22 protein-coding genes are annotated in these 22,631 nt (G+C 60.5%); 14 read left to right on the top strand and 8 right to left on the bottom strand.

Features of this window, described 5'->3' with window-relative positions; translation table 11 throughout:
* Window positions 1-13: 13 nt before the first annotated feature.
* The 4 genes from H621_RS0116725 to dksA all read right to left on the bottom strand — a co-directional run bounded on the left by H621_RS0116725 (window position 14) and on the right by dksA (window position 4,714).
* A complete protein-coding gene (locus H621_RS0116725) occupies window positions 14-2,968 on the bottom strand; it encodes a sensor histidine kinase (protein WP_028944506.1) in 2,955 nt (984 codons plus the stop codon).
* Window positions 2,952-3,128 (bottom strand): hypothetical protein, encoded by a 177-nt coding sequence (locus tag H621_RS28480; RefSeq protein ID WP_003250005.1) that lies wholly within the window; start codon window positions 3,126-3,128, stop codon window positions 2,952-2,954. Before H621_RS28480 ends, H621_RS0116725 begins: the two co-directional genes overlap by 17 nt.
* A gap of 174 nt (window positions 3,129-3,302) precedes the next feature.
* Entirely contained in the window at window positions 3,303-4,190 is an 888-nt protein-coding gene (gene gluQRS, locus H621_RS0116715) for a tRNA glutamyl-Q(34) synthetase GluQRS (protein WP_028944505.1), read from the bottom strand.
* Window positions 4,191-4,267: 77 nt separating this feature from the next.
* Window positions 4,268-4,714 carry an RNA polymerase-binding protein DksA gene (gene dksA, locus H621_RS0116710; protein ID WP_028944504.1) on the bottom strand — a complete coding sequence of 149 codons (447 nt, stop codon included), beginning with the start codon at window positions 4,712-4,714 and terminating at the stop codon, window positions 4,268-4,270.
* A 211-nt stretch (window positions 4,715-4,925) separates the two neighbouring features.
* Between dksA and H621_RS0116705 the strand changes: the two genes are divergently transcribed.
* Window positions 4,926-6,098 carry a pyridoxal phosphate-dependent aminotransferase gene (locus tag H621_RS0116705; protein WP_028944503.1) on the top strand — a complete coding sequence of 391 codons (1,173 nt, stop codon included), beginning with the start codon at window positions 4,926-4,928 and terminating at the stop codon, window positions 6,096-6,098.
* A complete protein-coding gene (gene sfsA, locus H621_RS0116700; RefSeq protein WP_028944502.1) occupies window positions 6,098-6,808 on the top strand; it encodes a DNA/RNA nuclease SfsA in 711 nt (236 codons plus the stop codon). Before H621_RS0116705 ends, sfsA begins: the two co-directional genes overlap by 1 nt.
* On the opposite strand, the gene H621_RS0116695 is transcribed toward sfsA, so the two are convergent.
* Entirely contained in the window at window positions 6,801-7,118 is a 318-nt protein-coding gene (locus H621_RS0116695) for a Rieske (2Fe-2S) protein (RefSeq protein WP_028944501.1), read from the bottom strand. The two genes, sfsA and H621_RS0116695, sit on opposite strands and share 8 nt — an antisense overlap.
* A 152-nt stretch (window positions 7,119-7,270) precedes the next feature.
* Between H621_RS0116695 and H621_RS0116690 the strand changes: the two genes are divergently transcribed.
* Genes H621_RS0116690 through H621_RS0116680 form a run of 3 tightly spaced genes read left to right on the top strand, consistent with a single transcriptional unit; the run spans window position 7,271 to window position 9,938 of the window.
* Window positions 7,271-8,137, top strand: a complete 867-nt coding sequence (locus H621_RS0116690; protein ID WP_028944500.1) for a heme/hemin ABC transporter substrate-binding protein — start codon at window positions 7,271-7,273, stop codon at window positions 8,135-8,137.
* 50 nt (window positions 8,138-8,187) lie between these two features.
* Window positions 8,188-9,171: a FecCD family ABC transporter permease gene (locus tag H621_RS0116685; protein ID WP_167332122.1), complete on the top strand. Its 984-nt coding sequence runs from the start codon at window positions 8,188-8,190 to the stop codon at window positions 9,169-9,171.
* The gene (locus tag H621_RS0116680; protein WP_028944498.1) at window positions 9,171-9,938 is read left to right on the top strand and encodes a heme ABC transporter ATP-binding protein; all 768 of its coding nucleotides are present in this window, start codon (window positions 9,171-9,173) and stop codon (window positions 9,936-9,938) included. Before H621_RS0116685 ends, H621_RS0116680 begins: the two co-directional genes overlap by 1 nt.
* A 183-nt stretch (window positions 9,939-10,121) precedes the next feature.
* Here the strand turns inward: H621_RS0116680 and H621_RS0116675 are convergent, their stop codons facing one another.
* From H621_RS0116675 to H621_RS0116665, 3 genes are all read right to left on the bottom strand, one after another.
* Entirely contained in the window at window positions 10,122-10,394 is a 273-nt protein-coding gene (locus H621_RS0116675) for a TfoX/Sxy family protein (RefSeq protein ID WP_028944497.1), read from the bottom strand.
* Window positions 10,395-10,556: 162 nt separating this feature from the next.
* Window positions 10,557-10,901, bottom strand: a complete 345-nt coding sequence (locus H621_RS0116670) for a pentapeptide repeat-containing protein (protein WP_028944496.1) — start codon at window positions 10,899-10,901, stop codon at window positions 10,557-10,559.
* A gap of 105 nt (window positions 10,902-11,006) precedes the next feature.
* Complete coding sequence (locus H621_RS0116665) at window positions 11,007-12,569, bottom strand: bifunctional aminoglycoside phosphotransferase/ATP-binding protein (RefSeq protein ID WP_028944495.1); 1,563 nt, start codon at window positions 12,567-12,569, stop codon at window positions 11,007-11,009.
* 117 nt (window positions 12,570-12,686) lie between these two features.
* On the opposite strand from H621_RS0116665, the gene mrcB reads away from it, so the two are divergent.
* The 9 genes from mrcB (at window position 12,687) to msrQ (ending at window position 22,505) form a co-directional block, all read left to right on the top strand.
* Window positions 12,687-15,008 carry a penicillin-binding protein 1B gene (gene mrcB, locus H621_RS0116660; RefSeq protein WP_028944494.1) on the top strand — a complete coding sequence of 774 codons (2,322 nt, stop codon included), beginning with the start codon at window positions 12,687-12,689 and terminating at the stop codon, window positions 15,006-15,008.
* 23 nt (window positions 15,009-15,031) lie between these two features.
* Complete coding sequence (locus H621_RS0116655) at window positions 15,032-15,784, top strand: tetratricopeptide repeat protein (RefSeq protein WP_028944493.1); 753 nt, start codon at window positions 15,032-15,034, stop codon at window positions 15,782-15,784.
* Window positions 15,784-16,113 carry a YqcC family protein gene (locus H621_RS0116650; RefSeq protein WP_028944492.1) on the top strand — a complete coding sequence of 110 codons (330 nt, stop codon included), beginning with the start codon at window positions 15,784-15,786 and terminating at the stop codon, window positions 16,111-16,113. Before H621_RS0116655 ends, H621_RS0116650 begins: the two co-directional genes overlap by 1 nt.
* A gap of 422 nt (window positions 16,114-16,535) precedes the next feature.
* The gene (locus H621_RS0116645) at window positions 16,536-18,260 is read left to right on the top strand and encodes an acetolactate synthase 3 large subunit (RefSeq protein WP_028944491.1); all 1,725 of its coding nucleotides are present in this window, start codon (window positions 16,536-16,538) and stop codon (window positions 18,258-18,260) included.
* Between the two features lie 2 nt (window positions 18,261-18,262).
* On the top strand, window positions 18,263-18,754 hold the full coding sequence (ilvN, locus tag H621_RS0116640; protein ID WP_028944490.1) for an acetolactate synthase small subunit: 492 nt from the start codon (window positions 18,263-18,265) through the stop codon (window positions 18,752-18,754).
* A 51-nt stretch (window positions 18,755-18,805) separates the two neighbouring features.
* Window positions 18,806-19,822, top strand: a complete 1,017-nt coding sequence (ilvC, locus tag H621_RS0116635; protein ID WP_028944489.1) for a ketol-acid reductoisomerase — start codon at window positions 18,806-18,808, stop codon at window positions 19,820-19,822.
* Between the two features lie 146 nt (window positions 19,823-19,968).
* Complete coding sequence (pssA, locus tag H621_RS0116630) at window positions 19,969-20,826, top strand: CDP-diacylglycerol--serine O-phosphatidyltransferase (protein ID WP_028944488.1); 858 nt, start codon at window positions 19,969-19,971, stop codon at window positions 20,824-20,826.
* A gap of 63 nt (window positions 20,827-20,889) precedes the next feature.
* Window positions 20,890-21,903 carry a protein-methionine-sulfoxide reductase catalytic subunit MsrP gene (gene msrP / locus H621_RS0116625; protein WP_028944487.1) on the top strand — a complete coding sequence of 338 codons (1,014 nt, stop codon included), beginning with the start codon at window positions 20,890-20,892 and terminating at the stop codon, window positions 21,901-21,903.
* Window positions 21,903-22,505 carry a protein-methionine-sulfoxide reductase heme-binding subunit MsrQ gene (gene msrQ, locus H621_RS0116620; protein WP_028944486.1) on the top strand — a complete coding sequence of 201 codons (603 nt, stop codon included), beginning with the start codon at window positions 21,903-21,905 and terminating at the stop codon, window positions 22,503-22,505. Before msrP ends, msrQ begins: the two co-directional genes overlap by 1 nt.
* Window positions 22,506-22,631 lie beyond the last annotated feature (126 nt).

Genomic DNA, 22,631 nt, shown 5'->3' with positions numbered 1-22,631 from the left:
TCTCTCGACGGTCTCAGTTCACAGCGGACGTCGCTACGACATGACGCGGCAGGGTCACTCGGATCCGGGTGCCGCGCTGGCTTTGAGTATCGGCCGGGCTGTCGATGGTGATTTGTCCATAATGCTCTTCCACGATGGAATAGACCAGAGCAAGCCCCAGTCCGGTACCTTCGCCCGGGTCCTTGGTAGTGAAGAAGGGTTCGAACAGCCGATCCATGATGTTTTTCGGAATACCGCTGCCTTCGTCCTCGACGATCAGGTCGACGGTATGCTCGCTCGCTTCGCTCTTTACCCGCACGGCGCTGCCGGGAGGGGACGCGTCGCGGGCGTTGGAAAGCAGGTTGATCAGTACCTGGGCCAGGCGTTGCGGATCGCCCTCGACCCAGTGCTCGGGGTCGCACAGGTTGAAGAACTGTACTTCGAAATTGCGCCGGTTCAAGGCCAGGAGACCGATGGCATCCTGCGCCACTTCAGCCAGGCACACCGGCTCGTCGCTTTGCTGGTGGCTACCGGCATGGGCAAAGCTCATGAGCGATTGCACGATGCGCGAGATACGTTTGGTCTGTTCCAGAATCTGGCTGCTGAGCTCGGTGATCTCGCCATCGTCTTCACGTTCTTCGCGCAGGTTCTGGGCCAGGCAGGCGATACCAGTGACCGGGTTGCCGATTTCGTGGGCGACGCCTGCAGCCAGGCGGCCGATGCTGGCCAGGCGCTCGGAGTGCACCAGCTTGTCTTCCAGGGCCTGGGTTTCGGTCAAGTCTTCGACCAGTACCACCAGGCCGCTGTTGCCCGGCGCAAGCGGCTCGTCGATGGCGGCCTTGTGCAGGTTCAGCCAGCGAGTCTGGCCATCGAGCCCCAGGCGCTGCTTGTGCAGGTGTTCATCGGGGACATTGATAAAGCCCAGCAACAGCCCGCGCCAGGGTTCGCCGATGGTGGTCAGGCGAGAGCCTACCACGCGCTTGGCCGGGATGCCGGTGAGCTCTTCCATGGCCTTGTTCCACATCAGGATTTCCTGGTCCTTGGCTAGCGAGCAGACGCCCATGGGCAGTTCTTGCAGGGTCTGGCGGTGGTAGCGACGCAGGGCATCGAGTTCGGCGGCAAGGCCGGTCAGACGTGAGTGGTAGTCTTCCAGGCGGCTTTCGATGAAGTGGATGTCTTCGGTGACGTAGTTCTCATTACCGGATTTGTAGGGGAGGAAGGTTTCCACCATGTCCTGGGCAACACTGGGGCCCATCAGGCCTGACAGGTTGGCCTCGATCCGATCGCGCAGGCGGCGCAGTGCATAGGGGCGGCGTTCATCGAACGGCAGGTAAAGGTCGCGCAGGGCCTGCTCGACTTCCTTTTGTGCCGCCTTGGCACCCAGGGGCTTGGCCAGTTGCGTGGCGAACTCCTGGGGGGACGCGGCATGCAGCTCGCGCCGCTGTGGGCGGCGCACGTTGTCGACGGCACAGGCTTCGGCAGCGCTGACTTCTTCGCTGCTGGCGTTGGTGAACAGCGAGATCAGGGTGAACAACAGCACGTTCGCTGCCAGCGAGGCAATGGCTGCCATGTGCCAGCTGGTGTCGTCGAGCACGTAGATCATGTTCAGCAGCGGGATGTAGAAACCCTGCAGGTTGCCCACCAGCGGCAGCAACATGGTCACCATCCACACCAGGATCCCGGCGAGCAGCCCGGCGATGAACCCACGTCGATTGGCGGTCGGCCAGTACAGGACCGAGAGGACGCCGGGCAAGAACTGCAGGGTGGCAACGAAGGCGACGATGCCCAGGTTGGCAAGATCCTGCTGGCTGCCCAGGGTCAGGTAGAAACCGAAACCTGCGGCAATGATGGCGACGATCAAGGCCCGGCGGGTCCACTTCAGCCAACGATAGATATTGCCCTCGGCTGGCGGTTGGTACAGCGGCAGTACCAGATGGTTGAGGGCCATGCCTGAGAGCGCCAGGGTCGTGACAATGATCAGGCCGCTGGAGGCAGACAGACCACCGACATAGGCAAGCAAGGCAAGCGCCTGGTTGTTGGCGGCAATGCCCAGGCCCAGGGTGAAGTACTCGGGGCTGGTAGTGGCGCCCATCTTGAGGCCCGCCCAGAGGATCAGCGGCACCGCCAGGCTCATCAGCAGCAGGAACAGCGGCAGGCCCCAGCTGGCGCTGACCAGCGAGCGGGGATTGAGGTTTTCGGTAAAGGCCATGTGGTACATGTGCGGCATGACGATGGCCGAGGCAAAGAACACCAGCAGCAAGGTGCGCCATGGACCTTCCTGCAAGGGGGTGTGCAGTGCGGCCAGGGCGGTCTGGTTCTGCAGCAGCCAGACTTCCAGCTGGTGCGGGCCGCCGAACACGCCATAGAGGGCATACAGGCCGATGCCCCCCAGCGCCAGAAGCTTGATGACCGACTCGAAGGCAATCGCGAATACCAGGCCTTCGTGCTTTTCCCGTGTGGCGATATGCCGCGAGCCGAAGAAAATGGTGAATAGGGTAATCAGCGCGCAGAACGCCAGGGCCACTCTGGCCTTTACAGGTTCACCGGTGAGGATGCTGATGGAATCGGCCACCGCCTGGATCTGCAACGCCAGCAACGGCAGCACGCCGATCAGCATGAACACCGTGGTCAGCGCACCAGCCCAGGTGCTGCGGAAGCGGAAGGCGATCAGGTCGGCCAGGGACGACAGCTGATAGGTGCGGGTGATCTTCAGAATGGGGTACAGCAACACCGGCGCCAGCAGGAAGGCGCCGGAAACACCGAGGTAGCAGGCGAGGAATCCATAGCCGTACTGGTAGGCCAGGCCGACCGAGCCATAGAAGGCCCAGGCACTCGCGTAGACCCCGAGTGACAGGGTATAGGTCAGCGGGTGGCGAATGATCGAGCGCGGGATCATGCCGCGTTCGCTGACCCAGGCCACGCCGAACAGCACCAGCAGGTAGGCGGCGCTGATCAGGATCATCTGGGTCAGGCTAAAGCTCATCGGCATCACGTTGGCTCTGCAGGATAAAGGTCACGACGATCAGGATCAGCCAGAGCAGGTATGGGCGGTACCAGGCTCCGGTCGGCTCGATCCACCAGTCCATGATGGCCGGGGAGAACAGGTAGATCCCCACGACCAGAAGCAGGACCAAACGATAGATATACATGCTGGCCTCAAAGGTTAGGGCGCTGCTGCTTGGACTTATTATTGGCGCAAATGGCTGCGGCGATGGTAACGGATGGGCGTGCTTTCGCCAAAGTTTTGAATTTATTGAGCTTTGTGTAGGAGCGCGCTTGCCCCGCGAGCGTGTAATCGCTGGGCAGGCCCATTCCTACCGGATTCAGTGCAGGTCTGCTTCGGGCACGTTCAGGCGCCGGGGGACGGCATTGGCGCTCCAGTGCCGCGCGGCATGGGCCAGTACCTCGGCGGGCCGGGCGTGTTGCATGGCGGGATCAGTGGGTTGGCCCAGCGCGCGCAAGGCGCGCAGGATCAGCGGCGTCGCTTGTTCGGCAGGTAATGGAGCGGAGCGGTAACTCTTGCCCAGTTTATGTCCGTCAGGCTGGGTGATCAGCGGAACATGCAGGTAGCGAGGCTGCGACAGGCCCAGCAGTTCCTGCAGGTAGAGCTGGCGTGGAGTGTTGTCGAGCAAGTCGGCGCCACGCACGATATCGGTCACCCCTTGCCAGGCATCATCCAGCACGACGGCCAGTTGATAGGCGTAGAGGCCATCGCGACGGCGGATCACAAAATCGCCCACTTCGCGCCCCAGGTGTTGTTCAAAAATGCCCTGCACCCGGTCCTCGAAGCGGTAGGTCAATTCCGGTACGCGCAGGCGAATGGCGGCATCCTGCTGGGCATGGCCCAGGTTGCGGCACAGGCCCGGGTAGATGCCGTTGTAGGCCTCAAGCTGTTTGCGCGAACAGGTGCATGCGTAGGCAAGCCCCTGGCGGAACAGGCGTTCGACCACTTCGGCATAGGCGTCGTGACGCTGGCTTTGGTAGACGACTTCGCCGTCCCATGTCAGGCCGTAGCTTTCCAAGGTGTGCAGGATGGCCGCCTGGGCACCGGGAGCTTCACGCGGTGGGTCGATGTCTTCCATGCGCAGCAGCCACTGCCCGTCCACTGCGCGCGCATCGAGCCAGGAGGCCAAGGCTGCGACCAGCGAACCAAAATGCAGGAATCCACTGGGAGTAGGGGCGAAGCGCCCGATATAGCGAGGGTTGTTCATGCTCATGGCGAGGGTACGAGACAATCGGTGCAGCTATAAATGAAGCGGGGCGCCTTGAGCGCCCCGTTCTGGTCAGATCAGGCCTTGCCGACCTGCTTTTCCTTGATTTCCGCCAAGGTCTTGCAGTCGTAGCAGAGGTCGGCGGTCGGACGTGCTTCCAGGCGACGGATACCGATTTCCACGCCGCAGCTTTCGCACCAGCCGTACTCTTCGTCTTCGATCAGTTGCAGGGTCTTGTCGATTTTCTTGATCAGCTTGCGTTCGCGATCGCGATTACGCAGCTCAAGGGCAAACTCTTCTTCCTGGCTGGCGCGATCGGCCGGGTCCGGGAAGTTGGCTGCCTCGTCTTTCATGTGGTCCACAGTCGCGTCCACACCTTCCATCAGCTCTTTCTTCCACTTATGAAGGAGCGTGGTGAAATGCTTGCGCATGGGGGCACCCATGTACTCCTCACCCTTGGTTTCTTTGTAGGGTTCGAAGCCGCGAACGAGTTGACTGCTTTGTTGCTTTTCTTGGGTGGACATGAATAGACCGCCTCTCACTCTTCTAATCCATTGCGCAGGCTGCTCCATCTCCGGCGCCCGCCGGCCCTGCGACTGCGAGCCGCCGAACTTACCAGATCGAATCGGGGCGCGCTACTCCCGGTTGTCTTCGTGGTTGACAGCAGGTTTAGCCACACGTTCGCTTCGGCACATGGGTAGAATCATTATTCTAGACCCATTTGAGAGAAGGTTGATGGCCCAGTCCTACAGTGCGCGCAGTCGCGCCATAGAACCCTTCCACGTCATGGCCCTGCTGGCGCGCGCCAATGAGTTGCAAGCCAGCGGCTGTGATGTGATTCACCTGGAAATCGGCGAGCCGGACTTCACCACCGCCGCGCCCATCATCGAGGCCGGGCAGGCCGCGCTGGCTGCCGGGCACACGCGCTACACCGCTGCACGCGGTCTACCTGCCTTGCGAGAAGCCATTGCAGGCTTCTACCAGCAGCGCTACGGGCTGAACATCGACCCCCGGCGCATTCTCATTACCCCTGGTGGTTCCGGCGCCTTGCTGCTGGCCAGCAGCCTGCTGGTGGATCCGGGCAAGCACTGGTTGCTGGCAGACCCGGGCTACCCCTGCAACCGGCACTTTTTGCGCTTGGTCGAAGGGGGGGCGCAACTGGTACCTGTAGGGCCTGAAGTCAACTATCAACTGACTGCCGATCTGGTCGAGCGCTATTGGGACAACGACACTGTGGGGGCCCTGGTGGCATCCCCGGCCAACCCGACCGGTACGGTGCTGGATCGCTCCGAACTGTCTGACCTGTCTACGGCCACACGCGCCCACGGTGGTCACTTGGTCGTCGACGAGATTTACCACGGGCTTACCTACGGGATGGACGCTGCCAGCGTGTTGGAAGTCGATGACGGCGCCTTCGTCCTGAATAGTTTTTCCAAGTATTTCGGCATGACCGGCTGGCGCCTTGGCTGGCTGGTGGCCCCTCCAGAAGCGGTAGGCGATCTGGAGAAGCTGGCGCAGAATCTCTACATCAGTGCCCCGAGTATGGCTCAACATGCGGCGCTGGCCTGCTTCGAGCCACAAACCCTGGCCATTCTCGAAGAGCGTCGTGCCGAGTTTGCACGTCGCCGCGATTTCCTGCTGCCTGCCTTGCGTGAGCTGGGCTTTGGCATCGCCGTGGAGCCCCAAGGCGCGTTCTACCTGTACGCCGACATCAGCGCCTTTGGTGGTGACGCCTTTGCGTTTTGCCAGCATTTCCTTGAAACCGAACACGTTGCGTTCACGCCTGGACTGGATTTCGGCCGCCACCTGGCTGGGCATCATGTGCGTTTTGCCTATACCCAGAGCTTGCCGCGTCTGCAGGAAGCGGTGGAGCGGATTGCCCGGGGCTTGCGGAGTTGGCAAGGCTGATGCGTTTTAGTCCACCCCTTGAAACCGCTCGTTTACTGCGTCGTTACAAACGCTTCCTGGCCGATATCGAGCTGCCCTGCGGCGAGCAGATCACTATCCATTGCCCCAACACGGGCTCGATGTTCAATTGCATGGTCGAAGGCGGGCAGGTGTGGTTCAGCCGCTCCAACGACCCCAAGCGCAAGCTGCCGGGCACTTGGGAAATCAGCGAAACCCCCCAGGGGCGGCTGGCCTGTGTGAATACCGGGCGGGCCAATGCACTGGTCGAGGAAGCATTGCGTGCCGGTCGCATCCCCGAGCTGGCCGGATTCACTGGGCTCAAGCGCGAGGTTGCCTACGGCGAGGAGCGCAGCCGGGTGGATTTTCGCCTGGACTATGCCCAGGGGCCGGCTTATGTCGAGGTCAAGAGCGTGACCCTTGGGTACACCGAAACGGCCGTTGCGGCCTTTCCGGACGCGGTCACCCAGCGCGGCGCCAAGCACCTGCGAGAACTGGCGGCGCTGGCGCGCCAAGGCGTGCGGGCGGTACAGCTGTACTGTGTGAGCCTCAGCGGCATCGAGGCGGTGCGCCCAGCCGAAGAAATTGATGCCGCCTATGCATCTGCCTTGCGCGCTGCGGTGGCAGATGGGGTCGAGGTGCTGGCGTACGGTACGCACATCGACGGCGAGCAGATCTATATCGATCGGCCCTTGCCGGTACTCCTCAGGTGACGAGCCAGATACCCTGGCTGTCTTCCCGGCACGCCAGGGCGGTCAGGTAATCGCCGGCACAGGGCCCGGCCACACATTCACCCGATTCGATCAGAAACAGCGCGCCATGTCGTCGGCAGGTGATCAGGCTGGCGCTGCTGTCGAGAAATTGATCGGGCTCCCAGTTCAACGGGATGCCGCGATGGGGGCAGCGGTTCTGGTACAGGAAGACCCTGCCTGCGCGGCGAACGGCGAACAGTTGGGTGTCGTCGAGGCTGAAGCCACGGCTGTGGCCTTCAGCCAATTCGTCGGGTAAACAAAGAAAGTGCATGGCGAAGTGAGGTACCTGAAGTCTCGGTGGCCGCTTGACGTTCAAATGCAAATAATTATCAAATTGCTCGAACATGCCGCGTCGGACGCTTTATACCCCGTGGCTCCAGCGTTATCCACCCGGATGCCGCTCCTTTTCCCAGGAAGTCCGTTATGTGCCGAAGTGCCAGCCTGATCACTCTGTGTCTGGGTCTTGTATTCACAAGCCTCGTCCAAGCCGAAGCCTTGCCGCAACGTTGGGTCAGTGCCGGTGGGGCACTGAGTGAATGGGTCACGGCGCTGGGCGGAGAGGAGCGATTGGTGGGGGTTGATACCACCAGTCAACATCCCGAATCGCTCAAGACCTTGCCCAGTATTGGCTATCAGCGTCAATTGTCGGCCGAAGGCGTGCTGAGCCTGCGCCCCGATGTGCTGGTGGGTACCGAAGAAATGGGACCACCACCGGTGCTGGCGCAAATCCGTGGGGCCGGGGTCCAGGTCGAACTGTTTTCCAGCAAGGCCGATCTGCAGGCGGTGGAGTCCAACCTGAAGCATCTGGGGCAACTGCTCGGTAACCCGGCACAGGCCGAGAAGGTCTATGTTCAGTACCGCCAGCAGCTCGAGCACCTGCAAGACAAGCTCAAGCAAATCCAGGCTCGGCACCCGGCCCCAGGGGTAATCCTGCTGGTCGGCCATGCCGGCGCCAAGCCGATGATCGCCGGCAAGGATACCGCCGGTGACTGGCTCCTCCAGCGGGCAGGCGCCCGAAACCTGGCCGACAACGACGGTTACAAGAATTTTTCGGTCGAAGCCTTGGCCGCCTTGAATCCGGACGTGCTGGTGTTTGCCGATCGCAGTCTCACCGGTGAACAGGCCCTGCAGGCACTGCTTAAGGAGAATCCTGCCTTGAAGGCCTCGAAGGCGGCACAAGCGGGGCGACTGGTTGAGCTCGACCCGACCTTGCTGGTGGGGGGGCTAGGTCCACGCCTGCCGAGCACCTTGCAGCGTCTTTCGCAAGCCTTTTACCCCGACGCTCAATGAACCGGCTTATCAAACCCAGGACGCTCTTCGTCGCCCTGGCATTGCTGTGCCTGCTGGCGGTGTGGCTGTCCCTGGCCCTGGGGCCGGTCAGCTTGCCACTGTTTGATACGCTGCGTGCCGGCCTGCGACTGCTGGGCATACCGATTGCCGGGGAGGGGCTGGATCAGGCCGAACTCATCCTTGGCCAGATTCGCCTTCCGCGCACTCTGCTCGGCCTGACTGTCGGGGCAGTGCTGGCTTTGTCCGGAGTGGCCATGCAGGGCCTGTTTCGTAACCCGCTGGCCGACCCGGGCCTAGTCGGAGTGTCCAGTGGCGCGGCGCTTGGCGCGGCGGTGGCGATAGTTGGCGGCAGTTGGCTGGGCGGTATCCCGGAAGCCTTTGCGCCGTACCTGTTGTCGGTCTGTGCGTTTCTCGGAGGCTTGGGCGTGACAGCCCTGGTCTATCGCCTGGGCCGGCGTGACGGACAGACCAGCGTCGCAACCATGCTGCTGGCGGGTATCGCCTTGACCGCCTTGGCCAGTTCCGCCGTTGGCCTGTTCACTTACCTGGCCGATGACGCGACCTTGCGCACGCTGACCTTCTGGAACCTGGGCAGTCTCAACGGTGCCAGCTATCAGCGGCTGTGGCCGCTGGTGATGGTTGCCGTCGGCGTCGCGCTGTGGCTGCCGCGTCGGGCCCAGGCCCTGAATGCCTTGTTGTTGGGTGAGTCGGAAGCAAGGCACCTGGGTATAGAGGTCGAGGCGCTCAAGCGCGAGCTGGTGTTCTGTACCGCATTGGGGGTCGGAGCGGCGGTGGCGGCTGCCGGTCTGATCGGTTTCATCGGGTTGGTGGTACCGCACCTGGTTCGCCTGTTGTCCGGGCCCGATCATCGCGTACTGTTGCCGGCCTCGCTGCTGGCAGGGGCTTCACTGCTGCTGTTTGCCGACCTGATAGCGCGGCTGGCGCTGGCGCCCGCCGAGTTGCCCATCGGTATCGTTACTGCTTTCATCGGCGCACCGTTTTTCCTCTACCTGTTGCTGCGGGGGCGTACCTGATGCTTTGTGTCGAAAACCTGTTCCTGCAGCGGGGCAGCAATCAGGTGCTGAGTAATATCAGCCTGGCGCTGCAGTCCTACCAGGTGCTGGGCGTACTTGGCCCCAATGGTGCAGGGAAAAGCAGCTTGCTCGGTGCGCTGTGCGGTGAGTTGAATGCCAGTCAGGGGCGCGTGACCCTGGATGGCAGAGACCTGTCGTACTGGCCTGGTCAGGAGCGAGCCCAGCGCCTGGCGGTGTTGCCTCAGATCTCCAGTCTCGGATTCGCGTTCAAGGTCGAAGAAGTGGTCGGCATGGGCCGACTGCCGCATCGTACGGGACTGGTCTGTGATCAGCAGATCGTCGACGCGGCGTTGGACGCCGCGGATGCCCGGCACCTGGTCGGGCGCAGCTACCTGGCATTGTCTGGGGGCGAGCGGCAACGGGTTCATCTGGCACGGGTGCTGGCGCAGTTGTGGCCGGGGGAGGAGGGGAGGACGCTGCTGCTCGATGAGCCGACGTCGATGCTCGATCCCTTGCATCAACACACCACATTACAAGCCGTGCGCAATTTCGCCGATCGCGGTGCGGCGGTGCTGGTCATATTGCATGACCTTAACCTGGCCGCGCGTTACTGCGACCGGATACTGTTGCTTGAACAGGGGCACATGCATGCACTGGACAGCCCTGAACAGGCTCTGCGACCTGAATCGCTCAAGGCGGTGTTTGGTATCGATGTGCTGGTACAACCGCATCCGGAGCGTGGACATCCGTTGATCATTGCCCGCTAATGACAAAACGCAGGCAAAAAAAGACCCGGCAAAACTGCCGGGTCAATAACCGTGATTAGCCTGATGAGGAGATAATCTGAGAGTCCGAACCAGGGGCTTTCAGGTTACCCAACCAGTCTCGCGACCAGTTGTGATAATCATAACGATTCTCATTTCGAAGTCAATCGTTGCGATCTCATATTTTCAATTATTTTTCCTCGGCGTCTTGGCATCCAGTTGCTGGTTGAGCGCTTCCTTGCGTTCAGGGGGGATGTCGTTCCAGTGCATATCGAGCAGGGCGCCTTCGATCGCGTACAGCAGCACCTTCGAAGCCCGAAAGCCGCGGGTGCGCACTGCCTGGTAGGCATTCACCGCTCCGAGCCGACGCAGATCCGAAGCGCTGTGAATGCCGACCGCATGCAGCCACTGCGCAGAAGTCTTGCCAAGATTTTTCAGATGCTGGAGTTCATCGTTCATCAAGCCTCCTTGCGACGGCTGAACGGTCTTGAGAGGGAATCGCTGGCAGGTCAATGAGCAGTGTAGCGGCACTTCAAAAATACGCGGCGTTTTGCCATCGGGTGCCGACGGGCAGCCACAAACACCCCGTCAGGCCACGCCTGGCGGGGTGTTCAAGGTTTATCAGCGGGTGCGGTATCGCAGCCGTGTGCCGAAGTTGACCGACATGAGGATCTCGTCGGCGCTCAGTTCGCCGGGAAAGTAGGTGCCGGAAATTTGCGCATGAGCCAGGCTCGCACCTTCCAGGCCGTTATGGCGAAGATCTAGCCCGCGCAGATCTGCGGCGCGGAAATAGGCATCGGTGAAGTCGATGCCGGTGGTGTCCAGATCCCGCAGATCGAGTCCGCGAAAGTCACCACCGCGAAAGTCGATGGCGGCGTCCTTGGGTTTCTCGCGGTTGAAGTGAGCGATCTGTTCGTCATGCACCAGCGCATACAACGCGCTGTCCAATTGCCGTGGCTGATTCATGAAGACGCCTCCCTGTGAAACCTGATGATGGCATTATAGTGTCATCGCCAGGGAGGCGTTCGAGCGCAAGCGTGAAGTGGCGACTGCTTCACGCTCCGAGGGCGATCAGAGCCCGGGAAGGCGCTGACGGATCTGCTTGACCAGCAGATCCAGGCTGCCGCTTTCGTTGGTTTCCACTCGTTTGCTTTGCAGTACTTCCTCGGCACTGAGCGGGTCGCGGCTGCTTTGCTGTGCCTTGATCACGTCCAGCGTGGCATCCGATGGATCGTTCTGGTCGGCCTGGCGCTGTGCCAGCCAGCTGGCAATGACCGCATCGGGGGCATTGCAGTCAAGGATCAGGAACGGCACGCCTGTCTCGCTGGCGACACCAGCGGCGGCCTGACGCTGCGCCTGCTTGAGGTAGGTGGCATCAATGACCACCGGGAACCCCGCGCGCAGAATGATTTCGGCCAGTTGGTGCAGGCGCTGGTAGGTTGCCTGGCTGGCGTCCTCGCTATAGATGCCGGCTTGCAACTGGCCGGCGCTGGCGCTTGCCTGCTCACCGAAAATGCGCTTGCGCTCTACATCCGAACGCAGGCGAATGGCACCCAGGGCGTCGACCAGGCGCATGGCCACGTGGCTCTTGCCTACGGCAGACACACCATGGGTGATCGCCAGGAAACGCGACGGGATGGCGCTGTAGCTCTCCGCCAGGTTGGCATAGTTGCGGTAGGTGCGCAGGGTAGTAGCGCGCTGCACCGCATCGGCGTTGGCCGGCATGCTGAACAGGGCGACCTTGGCGCGTACCAGTGCACGGTAGGCCTTGTAGAAGTTCAGCAGTTCAAGGCCGGCATAGTCGCCGGTCAGTTCCAGGTACTGGCTGATGAAGCGGCGCGACAGCGACTTCAGCCCACGGTCTTCCAGGTCCATGGCCAGGAAGGCGGTGTCGGCATACACGTCGGTCAGGCGGAAAGGTTCGTTGAACTCGATGCAGTCGAAGATCACGACCTTGCCGTCGATCAGGGTGGCATTGCCCAGGTGGATATCACCGTGGCACTCACGGATGAAACCTTTGGCCTTGCGGGCTTCGAGCAGGCCGTGCAGGCGCTTGAAGCTGTCCTGGGCCCAGGCTTGCAGGGCATCGAGCTGTTGCAGGTCGGCCTTGTCGGAAAGGAACGGACGGATCTGCTCGAAGTTCTGCTCCACCGGCGCCATGACGCTGTCCGGGGTTCCCAGTGGATGATCGACAGGCACCCTGGGCGCCTGCAGGTGGAACTCGGCGATCTGGCGGGCCATCTGGTCGATGTGCTCGGCAGTCAGTTCGCCATTGGCTTGCAGGGTGCTGAGCATCTGGTCCTGCGGGAACTGGCGCATCTTCAGCGCGTACTCGACAGGCTCGCCATCGCCTGCCAGTTGTGGCGCTTCGGCGCTGCCGGTAATCGGCAATACCTCCAGATACAAACCTTCGGTCAGGCGCTGGTTCAGGCGCAGTTCTTCGGCGCAGAAGTGCTTGCGCCCGGACAGCTCGGTGAAGTCCAGGAAACCGAAGTTCATCGGCTTCTTGATCTTGTAGGCGTAGTCGCCGGTCAACAGCACCCAGGAAATGTGAGTTTCAATCACCTGGAATTGCTTGACCGGATGGGGAAACAGGGCGGGGTTTTGCAATGCGGTGATCAAGGCTTGGCTCACGGGCGATCCTTCTGGGGCATGGAGATTCGAATCGGCCATTATGGCGGCAAGCGAGGCTGGTGCAAACCGCCGGAGGGCGCCTGTCGACGATCAATAAAGTGCGTATAATCCGCCGCCATGACTCGTACCCGATCCCCCCGTACCCCGAAAAAACGCCCGTCTGGCCGCTCTGGCGCCTGGCTGGGCTGGGCCATCAAGCTCAGCCTGGTTGGCCTTGTGGTGCTGGCCGGCTTTGCCATTTATCTCGACGCTGTGGTCCAGGAGAAGTTCTCCGGCAAGCGCTGGACCATCCCTGCCAAGGTGTATGCCCGGCCGCTGGAGCTGTTCGTCGGACAGAAGCTGAGCAAGAGCGATTTTCTCATTGAGCTCGATGCCCTGGGTTATCGCCGCGAAAGCGTCGCCAATGGTCCGGGTGCCGCTGCCGTCAGCGGCAACACCGTTGACCTGAACACCCGTGGTTTCCAGTTCTATGAAGGCATGGAGCAGGCACAAGCGGTGCGCGTGCGTTTCTCCGGCGACTATGTGGCGGGCCTGAGCGGCGCCAATGGCTCCAAGCTCGACGTGGTGCGGCTTGAGCCGTTGCTGATTGGCGGCCTGTACCCCAAGAACCTCGAAGACCGGATTCTGATCAAGCTCGACCAGGTGCCGCCGTACCTGCTCGAAACCCTGGTTGCCGTGGAAGACCGCGATTTCTACAGCCACTTTGGCGTATCACCCAAGTCCATCGCTCGTGCGGTCTGGGTCAACACTTCGTCGGGTGCGATGCGCCAGGGTGGCAGTACCCTGACGCAACAATTGGTTAAGAACTTCTACCTGACCAACGAACGCAGCCTCAGTCGCAAACTCACCGAAGCGATGATGGCCCTGCTGCTTGAATTGCACTACGACAAGCGCGAGATCCTGGAGGCCTACCTCAACGAGGTGTTCGTCGGTCAGGATGGTCAGCGTGCAGTGCATGGTTTCGGCCTGGCCAGCCAGTTCTTCTTCAGTCAGCCACTGTCGGAATTGAAGTTGCATCAGGTGGCGTTGCTGGTAGGTATGGTCAAGGGGCCGTCCTACTACAACCCGCGTCGTTACCCGGAACGGGCCACCGTGCGGCGTAACCTGGTGCTCGACCTGCTGGCCGAGCAGGGGGTGGCGACACCCGAGGCCGTCGCTGCAGCGAAGAAAATGCCGCTGGGTGTGACCAAGCGTGGCAGTCTGGCCGACAGCTCCTTCCCTGGGTTCCTCGACCTGGTGAAGCGTCAGCTGCGCCAGGACTACCGCGACGAAGACTTGACCGAAGAAGGCCTGCGCATCTTCACCAGTTTCGACCCGATCCTGCAGATGAAGTCTGAGGCGGCGATGTCCGAGACGTTCAAGCGCCTGGCCGGACGCAAGGGGTCCGACGAAGTCGAAGCTGCGATGGTGGTCACCAATCCGGAAACCGGTGAAGTGCAGGCGCTGATCGGCAGTCGTCAGGCGGGCTTTGCCGGGTTCAACCGGGCCATTGATGCCGTTCGCCCGATAGGCTCGCTGGTCAAGCCGGCGGTCTATCTGACCGCCCTGGAAAAGCCGAGCAAATACACCCTGACTACCTGGATGCAGGATGAGCCGTTCGCGGTGAAAGGCGGCGACGGACAGGTCTGGCGTCCACAGAACTATGATCGCCGCTCTCACGGCACCATTTATCTGTACCAAGGCCTGGCCAACTCCTACAACCTGTCGACGGCCAAGCTGGGCCTGGAAGTGGGTGTGCCGAATGTGCTCAAAACCATTGGACGACTGGGCGTGAACGTCGACTGGCCGGCGTTCCCGTCGATGCTGCTGGGTGCCGGCGGCATGTCGCCAATGCAGGTTGCGACCATGTACCAGACGCTGGCCAATGGCGGCTTCAACACACCGATGCGCGGCATCCGCAGTGTGCTGACGGCCGAGGGCGAGCCACTCAAGCGCTATCCGTTTCAGATCCAGCAGACCTTCGACCCGGGGGCAATCTATCTGGTGCAGAACGCCATGCAGCGGGTGATGCGCGAAGGTACCGGGCGTTCGGTCTATAGCGTACTGCCAAGCTCCCTGACCCTGGCAGGCAAGACCGGCACCAGTAACGATTCTCGCGACAGTTGGTTCGCCGGGTTCAGCCAGGACTTGCTGGCCGTGGTCTGGTTGGGTCGTGACGACAACGGCAAGACGCCGTTCACCGGCGCTACTGGTGCCCTGCAGGTGTGGACCAGCTTCATGCGCAAGGCCGACCCGCTACCGCTGGACATGCCATTGCCCGACAACGTGGTTCAGGCCTGGGTAGATCCACACACTGGGCAAGGCTCCGACGCCAGTTGCCCGGGTGCAGTACAGATGCCGTATATTCGCGGCAGTGAGCCCCCTGCCGGCGCCGCTTGTGGTGGCACGCAGGATCCCGCCGAGTCCGTGATGGACTGGGTCAAGGGCTGGATGAATTAAGCACTAGGCAAAGAGGGTGTGAAGTGAACAAGTGGTGGATACCTGCCTTTACGGCACTGGCTTTGCTCAACGGTTGCGCCAGCGTACAACGCGGCTCGATTCCTGTGGTCGACTCGAGTACTCGAGTCTCCAACAGTGATCGGGTTTCAGCTGCACGGGGTGCTCAGGTCAATGCCGGCACCCGCCAGGCACAGGCCGTGCCCCAGGACTCCGGTGTGACCGTGATGGTCCCGCAAGGGGCGGGTGCGGCACCCATCCAGACATTCCCGGCTTCGACGGCAGCTGCGCCGATCTCGACCGGTCCGATGACACCTGGCCCTGTCAGCTCGGCGCCTTACAACAGTGGTTCGGTGAACGCGGGCAGTTACACCATGCCTAGCACCGCGCCCAGCGCTCCGAGCGGTATCCCGCGCAGCGGCGCAGCCAGCGGTGGTTTGTCGGCCGACGAGCAACTCGATGGCCCGGTGCTGGCACTGCTGACCACCGCCCAGCAACAACAGGGTAGTGGTGACTACAACGGCGCCTCATCGAGCCTTGAGCGCGCCCAGCGCATCGCGCCACGCGAGCCGCAGGTGCTCTACCGCCTGGCCCAGGTGCGCCTGGCCCAAGGAGATGCGGCCCAGTCGGAGCAGTTGGCGCGACGTGCGCTGACGTACGCCAATGGTCGTCCAGACCTGCAAGCCGGGCTGTGGAACATCATTGCCCAGGCACGCGAGAAACAGGGCGATTCGGCCGGCGCGGCGCTGGCGCGGCAGAAAGCCCAGGTCAACTTGTAATGGACCCGCGCATTCTGGATATCGCCGATCACCTGCTGCTGATCGAACACGAACTGCATGCCCAGGGTTGGTGGAGCGATGTTGCCCCCTCTTCACAGGCGTTGGCGAGTACCGTGCCGTTTGCGGTCGACAGCATGAGCTTCGATCAGTGGCTGCAGTGGATTTTCCTGCCGAAAATGAAAGAGATTCTCGAAAAGGGGCTGCCGCTGCCAAATGCTTCCGGCATCCTGGTCATGGCTGAAACGGTATACGTAGACCGCCCGGACGAAAGTCGCGAGCTGCGCAGGCTACTAGCAGAATTTGATCAATTGATCAGTCCATCTGCCTGAATTTCCCTCTTTTCACCCTTGGAGCCACAGAATGTGGCTCTTTTTCTTTGTAATGTTTGCTTTTCTGCTGCAGCTATTAGCATTAATGGTGGCTGTTGATCGTCCTTGGGGAAAATTGGCAATAATTTTTCTTGACTTGCGCGCGCCGAATCACAAGAATCCAGATTCCGCTGTAGAGGGACTGCCAGAAGCAGACCCGCTAAGCAGATCATGAGGCGCACACCCGCGCCGACCTGTTACACCCCGCAACGCGTTACCTCGCGCTGGGTGGGAAAACCCCGCAACACTTTGGGGCGCTCCCAATACTTGCTCAGTCAGTGCTGACGTAGTCGGCGATTCCGTCGCTCATGCTCTGCTTGGCAGTAAACCTATTAAGACCCGTCCACCGTGGGCGGTATTCTGGCGTTTTAGAGGTGAACAACGTGGAGCTTTTATCTGGCGCTGAGATGGTCGTCCGCTTTTTGCGTGACGAAGGCGTTAAGCACATCTACGGGTACCCTGGTGGTGCTCTCCTGCATGTTTACGATGCCCTGTTCAAGGAACCGGAAGTCAATCACATCCTGGTTCGTCACGAGCAGGCCGCTACCCATATGGCGGACGGTTATGCCCGTGCCACCGGCAAGGCCGGCGTGGTACTGGTGACCTCGGGTCCTGGTGCGACCAATGCCATTACCGGTATTGCCACCGCCTACATGGACTCTATTCCGATGGTTATCCTCTCTGGCCAGGTGCCTAGCACCATGGTCGGTACCGATGCCTTCCAGGAAACCGACATGATCGGTATCTCCCGGCCGATCGTGAAGCACAGCTTCATGATCAAGCATGCCTCGGAAATCCCGGAAGTCCTGAAAAAAGCTTTCTATCTGGCTCAGTCCGGCCGTCCAGGCCCGGTCGTGGTCGATATCCCGAAAGACATGACCAATCCGGCGGAAAAGTTCGAATACGTCTACCCCAAAAAGGTCAAGATGCGTTCCTACAGCCCGGCTGTCCGTGGTCATTCGGGGCAGATCCGCAAGGCCGCCGAAATGCTGCTGGCTGCCAAACGTCCAGTGGTCTATGCCGGTGGCGGCGTGATCCTCGGTGGCGGCTCCGAAGCCCTGACCGAGATCGCCCAGATGCTCAACCTGCCGGTCACCAACACCCTGATGGGGTTGGGTGGCTATCCGGGTACCGATCGCCAGTTCCTCGGCATGCTCGGCATGCACGGCAGCTACACCGCCAACCTGGCCATGCACCATGCCGACGTGATTTTCGCCGTCGGTGCGCGTTTTGATGATCGCGTGGTCAACGGTCCGGCCAAGTTCTGCCCGAACGCCAAAGTTATCCACATCGATATCGACCCAGCGTCGATCTCCAAGACCATCAAGGCTGACGTACCGATTGTTGGTCCGGTCGACAGCGTGCTGACTGAAATGGTCGCGACCTTGCGCGAAATCGGCGAGCAGCCAGAAAAGGCCGCTATCGACGCGTGGTGGAAGCAGATCGAAGAGTGGCGTGGTGATCGCGACATGTTCCCTTATAACAAGGGCGATGGCAGCGTTATCAAGCCGCAGACGGTGATCGAGACTCTGTGCGAAGTGACCAAGGGTGATGCCTTTGTGACCTCCGACGTGGGTCAGCACCAGATGTTCGCCGCACAGTACTACCGCTTCAACAAGCCTAATCGCTGGATCAACTCTGGCGGCCTGGGCACCATGGGCTTCGGTTTCCCGGCGGCCATGGGCATCAAGCTGAACTTCCCGGACCAGGACGTAGCCTGCGTAACCGGCGAAGGCAGCATCCAGATGAACATCCAGGAACTGTCGACCTGCCTGCAGTACGACCTGCCGGTCAAGATCGTCAACCTGAACAACGGTGTATTGGGTATGGTCCGCCAATGGCAGGACATGGCCTACAACAGCCGACACTCGCACTCCTATATGGAGTCGCTGCCTGACTTCGTCAAATTGGCTGAAGCCTATGGCCACGTGGGCATTCGCATCACCAGTCTGAAGGACCTCAAGCCCAAGCTCGAGGAAGCGTTCGCCATGAAAGACCGCCTGGTGTTCATCGATATCCAGGTCGACAACAGCGAGCACGTCTACCCGATGCAGATCAAAGACGGTTCCATGCGCGACATGTGGCTGAGCAAGACGGAGCGTACCTAATCATGCGGCACATTATTTCCCTGCTGTTGGAAAACGAACCCGGTGCCTTGTCTCGCGTGGTCGGTCTGTTCTCGCAGCGTAACTACAACATCGAAAGCCTGACCGTAGCACCCACCGAAGACCCGACCCTGTCGCGTTTGACGTTGACCACGGTCGGTCATGATGAGGTGATCGAGCAGATCACCAAAAACCTGAACAAGCTGGTTGAAGTCGTGAAGCTTGTCGACCTCTCGGAAAGCGCGCACATCGAACGTGAGCTGATGCTGGTAAAGGTCAAGGCCACGGGCGCACAGCGCGCCGAGATCAAACGCACCACCGATATCTATCGTGGGCAGATCGTCGATGTCAGCAGCAGCGTCTACACCGTCCAGCTGACTGGCGCCAGCGACAAGCTTGACAGCTTCATTCAGGCCATCGGTACCGCGTCCATTCTCGAAACAGTGCGCAGTGGCGTCACCGGCATTGCCCGCGGCGACAAAGTGCTCAGCATCTAACTCAAAAAATTAGCGATGGCCCTATCGGGCCGAGATAACAGGGGTATGTTCATGAAAGTTTTCTACGATAAAGACTGCGACCTTTCGATCATCCAGGGCAAGAAAGTTGCCATCATCGGTTACGGCTCCCAGGGCCACGCTCAGGCGTGCAACCTGAAAGATTCCGGTGTGGATGTCACTGTCGGTCTTCGTAAAGGTTCGGCCACCGTTGCCAAGGCTGAGGCCCATGGCCTGAAAGTTGCCGACGTGGCAACCGCTGTCGCCGGTGCCGACCTGGTCATGATCCTGACCCCGGACGAGTTCCAGTCCCAGCTGTACAAGACCGAAGTCGAGCCGAACATCAAGAAGGGCGCCACCCTGGCCTTCTCCCACGGCTTCGCTATCCACTACAACCAGGTTGTGCCACGTGCTGACCTGGACGTGATCATGATCGCGCCAAAAGCGCCGGGTCACACTGTACGTTCAGAGTTCGTCAAAGGCGGTGGTATCCCTGACCTGATCGCTATCTACCAGGACGCTTCGGGCAACGCCAAGAACGTCGCCCTGTCCTACGCTGCAGGCGTTGGTGGTGGTCGTACCGGTATCATCGAAACCACCTTCAAGGACGAGACTGAAACCGACCTGTTCGGTGAGCAGGCTGTTCTGTGTGGCGGTACTGTCGAACTGGTCAAGGCCGGTTTCGAAACCCTGGTTGAAGCAGGCTACGCGCCAGAAATGGCTTACTTCGAGTGCTTGCACGAATTGAAGCTGATCGTTGACCTCATGTACGAAGGCGGTATCGCCAACATGAACTACTCGATCTCCAACAACGCCGAGTACGGCGAGTACGTGACTGGCCCGGAAGTCATCAACGCCGAGTCCCGTCAGGCCATGCGCAACGCTCTGAAGCGCATCCAGGACGGCGAATACGCGAAGATGTTCATCAGCGAAGGTGCTACCGGCTACCCATCGATGACCGCCAAGCGTCGTAACAACGCCGCTCACGGCATCGAAGTCATCGGCGAGCAACTGCGCTCGATGATGCCTTGGATCGCCGCCAACAAGATTGTTGACAAGGCCAAGAACTGATTCTGGCTTGATGCGATGAAAACGCGGCTTCGGCCGCGTTTTTTCGTTTAGGCGCTCAGCATCTGGTATAAAGCTTCATCGTCTGCCGGTGAACCCTCGTCGCAGACCTCTGTCGAAACTTTCCACACCGTTGCAAGGTAATGTCAATGAGCGAACGTCCCGAAGAGCCGAACAAGGCCTCTGACGCCGAAAGCCTGCTACCGATCGATGAGCATGTTGAAGAAGGGCATGACGCCGAAGGACGCAAGGTTCGGCATCGCGGCATCTATCTGCTGCCCAATCTCTTCACTACTGCGAACCTGTTCGCCGGTTTCTACTCCATCATCAACTCCATGAGCGCCCAGGCTGCCCTGAGTGCCGGTGATCCGCGCGAGGCGAGCAAGTACTTCGCCTTTGCTGCCATCGCCATTTTCGTGGCCATGGTCCTCGACGGTCTCGATGGCCGTGTGGCCCGCATGACCAACACCCAGAGTGCCTTCGGCGCCGAATATGACTCGCTGTCGGACATGGTCGCCTTTGGTGTGGCTCCCGCGCTGCTGGCATTCGGTTGGGCGCTCGGGGACATGGGCAAGGTCGGCTGGATGGTCGCCTTCATCTACGTGGCCGGTGCTGCACTGCGTCTGGCGCGGTTCAACACTCAGGTCGGTACAGCTGACAAGCGTTACTTCATCGGTCTGGCCAGTCCGGCTGCGGCGGGTGTGGTGGCCGGTACAGTCTGGGCCTTCAGCGACTATGGTATCCAGGGCTCGAAACTCTCGTTCCTGGTCGCCTTGCTGGTGGCCGCGGCGGGTATGCTGATGGTCAGCAACATCAAGTACAACAGCTTCAAGGAGCTGGACCTCAAGGGGCGCGTACCGTTCGTAGCGATCCTCGCGGTGGTGCTGGTGTTCGCGGTAGTCTTCAGTGATCCACCGCGCATTCTGCTGTTGGTGTTCCTTGGCTATGCGGCATCCGGCCCGGTGCAGTACCTGCTGCGTATCCGCCGCCGGAAAAACATCGAGTGATGTAATTTCGCTCAGGCTCCGTAGTCTACTGGTGCATCAGTCCTCCAGTTCTACGGAGCCACCATGCTTATCAAGCTGTCCAAAGCCTCCGATTGCAAAGCGTCGGACATTACTCCTGAATCCTTCTATCTCTCGCGCCGGGCATTGCTCGGTGGCTCTGTTGCTGCGTTGGCGGCTTCGGCACTTCCCTGCGAGGTTGGCGCCGCTGATATATCGCGCTATGCAGATGTCGAGGCGGGAGCGGCGCCAGGCTGGTTCAGCGACAAGCTCGCCACCGCTCGCTGGCAGGCGGTAACCGCGCCAGGGGAGGGGATCACGCCCTATAAAGACGCGACGCACTACAACAATTTCTATGAGTTCGGTGCCGACAAGGGCGATCCGGCAGAAAATGCCGGCAGTCTCAAGGTGCAGCCCTGGACCGTGGTGGTTGACGGAGAAGTCGGTAAGCCGGGGCGCTATGTGCTGGAAGACTTCGTGAGTCCCTACCAGTTGGAAGAGCGGATCTATCGGTTGCGTTGTGTTGAAGCCTGGTCGATGGTCATTCCCTGGCTGGGCTTTCCCTTGTCTGCAGTGCTCAAGCAGGTGGAGCCAACCTCCAAGGCAAAATTCATTCGCTTTGAAACCCTGCAAGACCCTTCGAGCATGCCTGGGCAGCGCTCCAATTTTGCCTTGATCGATTGGCCATATGTAGAGGGACTGCGCCTGGATGAGGCGATGAACCCGTTGGCGATTTTGGCGGTGGGAATGTATGGGCGCGAGCTGCCCAATCAGAATGGTGCGCCGCTACGCTTGGTGGTGCCGTGGAAGTACGGGTTCAAGAGCATCAAGTCCATTGTGCGTATCAGCCTGGTAGCAGAGCAACCGCGGACCACCTGGCAAGCCATAGCGCCTGAAGAGTATGGCTTCTATGCCAACGTCAATCCCGAGGTGGATCATCCTCGCTGGACGCAGGCCCGCGAGCGACGACTGCCCAGTGGGTTGTTCAGCCCCAACGTGCGTACTACCCAGATGTTCAACGGGTACGCCGAGGAAGTGGCGGAGCTGTATGGCGGTCTTGATCTGCGGAAGAACTACTGATGCGCTATCCACTGTTGCGCCTGGGTATTTTCATCCTGGCCAGCATTTGGCCGCTCTGGTGGCTGTATGAGGCCGCCATGAATGCCCTGGGGCCTGACCCCGGGAAAATCCTGGTCGATCGACTGGGGTTGGGTGCGCTGATCTTCCTACTTATCACATTGTCCATGACGCCGCTGCAGCGACTGACAGGTTGGGCGGGATGGATCGTGTCACGCCGGCAACTGGGGTTGTGGTGCTTTGCTTATATAGTGCTGCACATGAGTGCCTACATGGTGTTCGTCCTCGGCTTGGACTGGGGGCAATTGGGTGTGGAGTTGAGCAAGCGCCCCTACATTATTGTGGGGGCGTTGGGATTCCTGGGGTTGCTGGCATTGGCGGTGACGTCCAATCGCTACAGCCAGCGGCGTCTGGGCGCGCGTTGGAAGAAGTTGCACAAGCTGGTCTATGTGATTCTTGCCTTGGGGTTGCTGCACTTCCTGTGGGTCGTGCGTGCCGATCTTAAAGAGTGGGCGGTGTATGCGGGGATCGGGGTGATTCTATTGGCGCTGCGTATTCCCGTGTTTGCGCGGCATATCCCAAGATTCTCTGCAACAAAAGCCTGAATGCACCGTTGCTTCTATTTGCCGCCTGAACCTTGCTGCTTATAGCCAAATTGCTTCTTCTGAAACAAAGTTGAAATAAGTCCTTGACGCCCCTGTGGATCTGTCTATAATTCGCCCCACTTCCGG

It is taken from the genome of Pseudomonas vranovensis DSM 16006 (assembly GCF_000425805.1).
Lineage (GTDB): Bacteria > Pseudomonadota > Gammaproteobacteria > Pseudomonadales > Pseudomonadaceae > Aquipseudomonas > Aquipseudomonas vranovensis.
This window is presented reverse-complemented; position numbering and strand designations above follow the sequence as displayed.

Coding starts and splice junctions, on each gene's coding strand:
- H621_RS0116725 (WP_028944506.1), bottom strand. CDS start 2,968: ATGCCGATGAGCTTTAGCCTGACCCAGATGATCCTGATCAGCGCCGCC.
- H621_RS28480 (WP_003250005.1), bottom strand. CDS start 3,128: ATGTATATCTATCGTTTGGTCCTGCTTCTGGTCGTGGGGATCTACCTG.
- gluQRS (WP_028944505.1), bottom strand. CDS start 4,190: ATGAACAACCCTCGCTATATCGGGCGCTTCGCCCCTACTCCCAGTGGA.
- dksA (WP_028944504.1), bottom strand. CDS start 4,714: ATGTCCACCCAAGAAAAGCAACAAAGCAGTCAACTCGTTCGCGGCTTC.
- H621_RS0116705 (WP_028944503.1), top strand. CDS start 4,926: ATGGCCCAGTCCTACAGTGCGCGCAGTCGCGCCATAGAACCCTTCCAC.
- sfsA (WP_028944502.1), top strand. CDS start 6,098: ATGCGTTTTAGTCCACCCCTTGAAACCGCTCGTTTACTGCGTCGTTAC.
- H621_RS0116695 (WP_028944501.1), bottom strand. CDS start 7,118: ATGCACTTTCTTTGTTTACCCGACGAATTGGCTGAAGGCCACAGCCGT.
- H621_RS0116690 (WP_028944500.1), top strand. CDS start 7,271: ATGTGCCGAAGTGCCAGCCTGATCACTCTGTGTCTGGGTCTTGTATTC.
- H621_RS0116680 (WP_028944498.1), top strand. CDS start 9,171: ATGCTTTGTGTCGAAAACCTGTTCCTGCAGCGGGGCAGCAATCAGGTG.
- H621_RS0116675 (WP_028944497.1), bottom strand. CDS start 10,394: ATGAACGATGAACTCCAGCATCTGAAAAATCTTGGCAAGACTTCTGCG.
- H621_RS0116670 (WP_028944496.1), bottom strand. CDS start 10,901: ATGAATCAGCCACGGCAATTGGACAGCGCGTTGTATGCGCTGGTGCAT.
- mrcB (WP_028944494.1), top strand. CDS start 12,687: ATGACTCGTACCCGATCCCCCCGTACCCCGAAAAAACGCCCGTCTGGC.
- H621_RS0116650 (WP_028944492.1), top strand. CDS start 15,784: ATGGACCCGCGCATTCTGGATATCGCCGATCACCTGCTGCTGATCGAA.
- ilvN (WP_028944490.1), top strand. CDS start 18,263: ATGCGGCACATTATTTCCCTGCTGTTGGAAAACGAACCCGGTGCCTTG.
- ilvC (WP_028944489.1), top strand. CDS start 18,806: ATGAAAGTTTTCTACGATAAAGACTGCGACCTTTCGATCATCCAGGGC.
- pssA (WP_028944488.1), top strand. CDS start 19,969: ATGAGCGAACGTCCCGAAGAGCCGAACAAGGCCTCTGACGCCGAAAGC.
- msrP (WP_028944487.1), top strand. CDS start 20,890: ATGCTTATCAAGCTGTCCAAAGCCTCCGATTGCAAAGCGTCGGACATT.
- msrQ (WP_028944486.1), top strand. CDS start 21,903: ATGCGCTATCCACTGTTGCGCCTGGGTATTTTCATCCTGGCCAGCATT.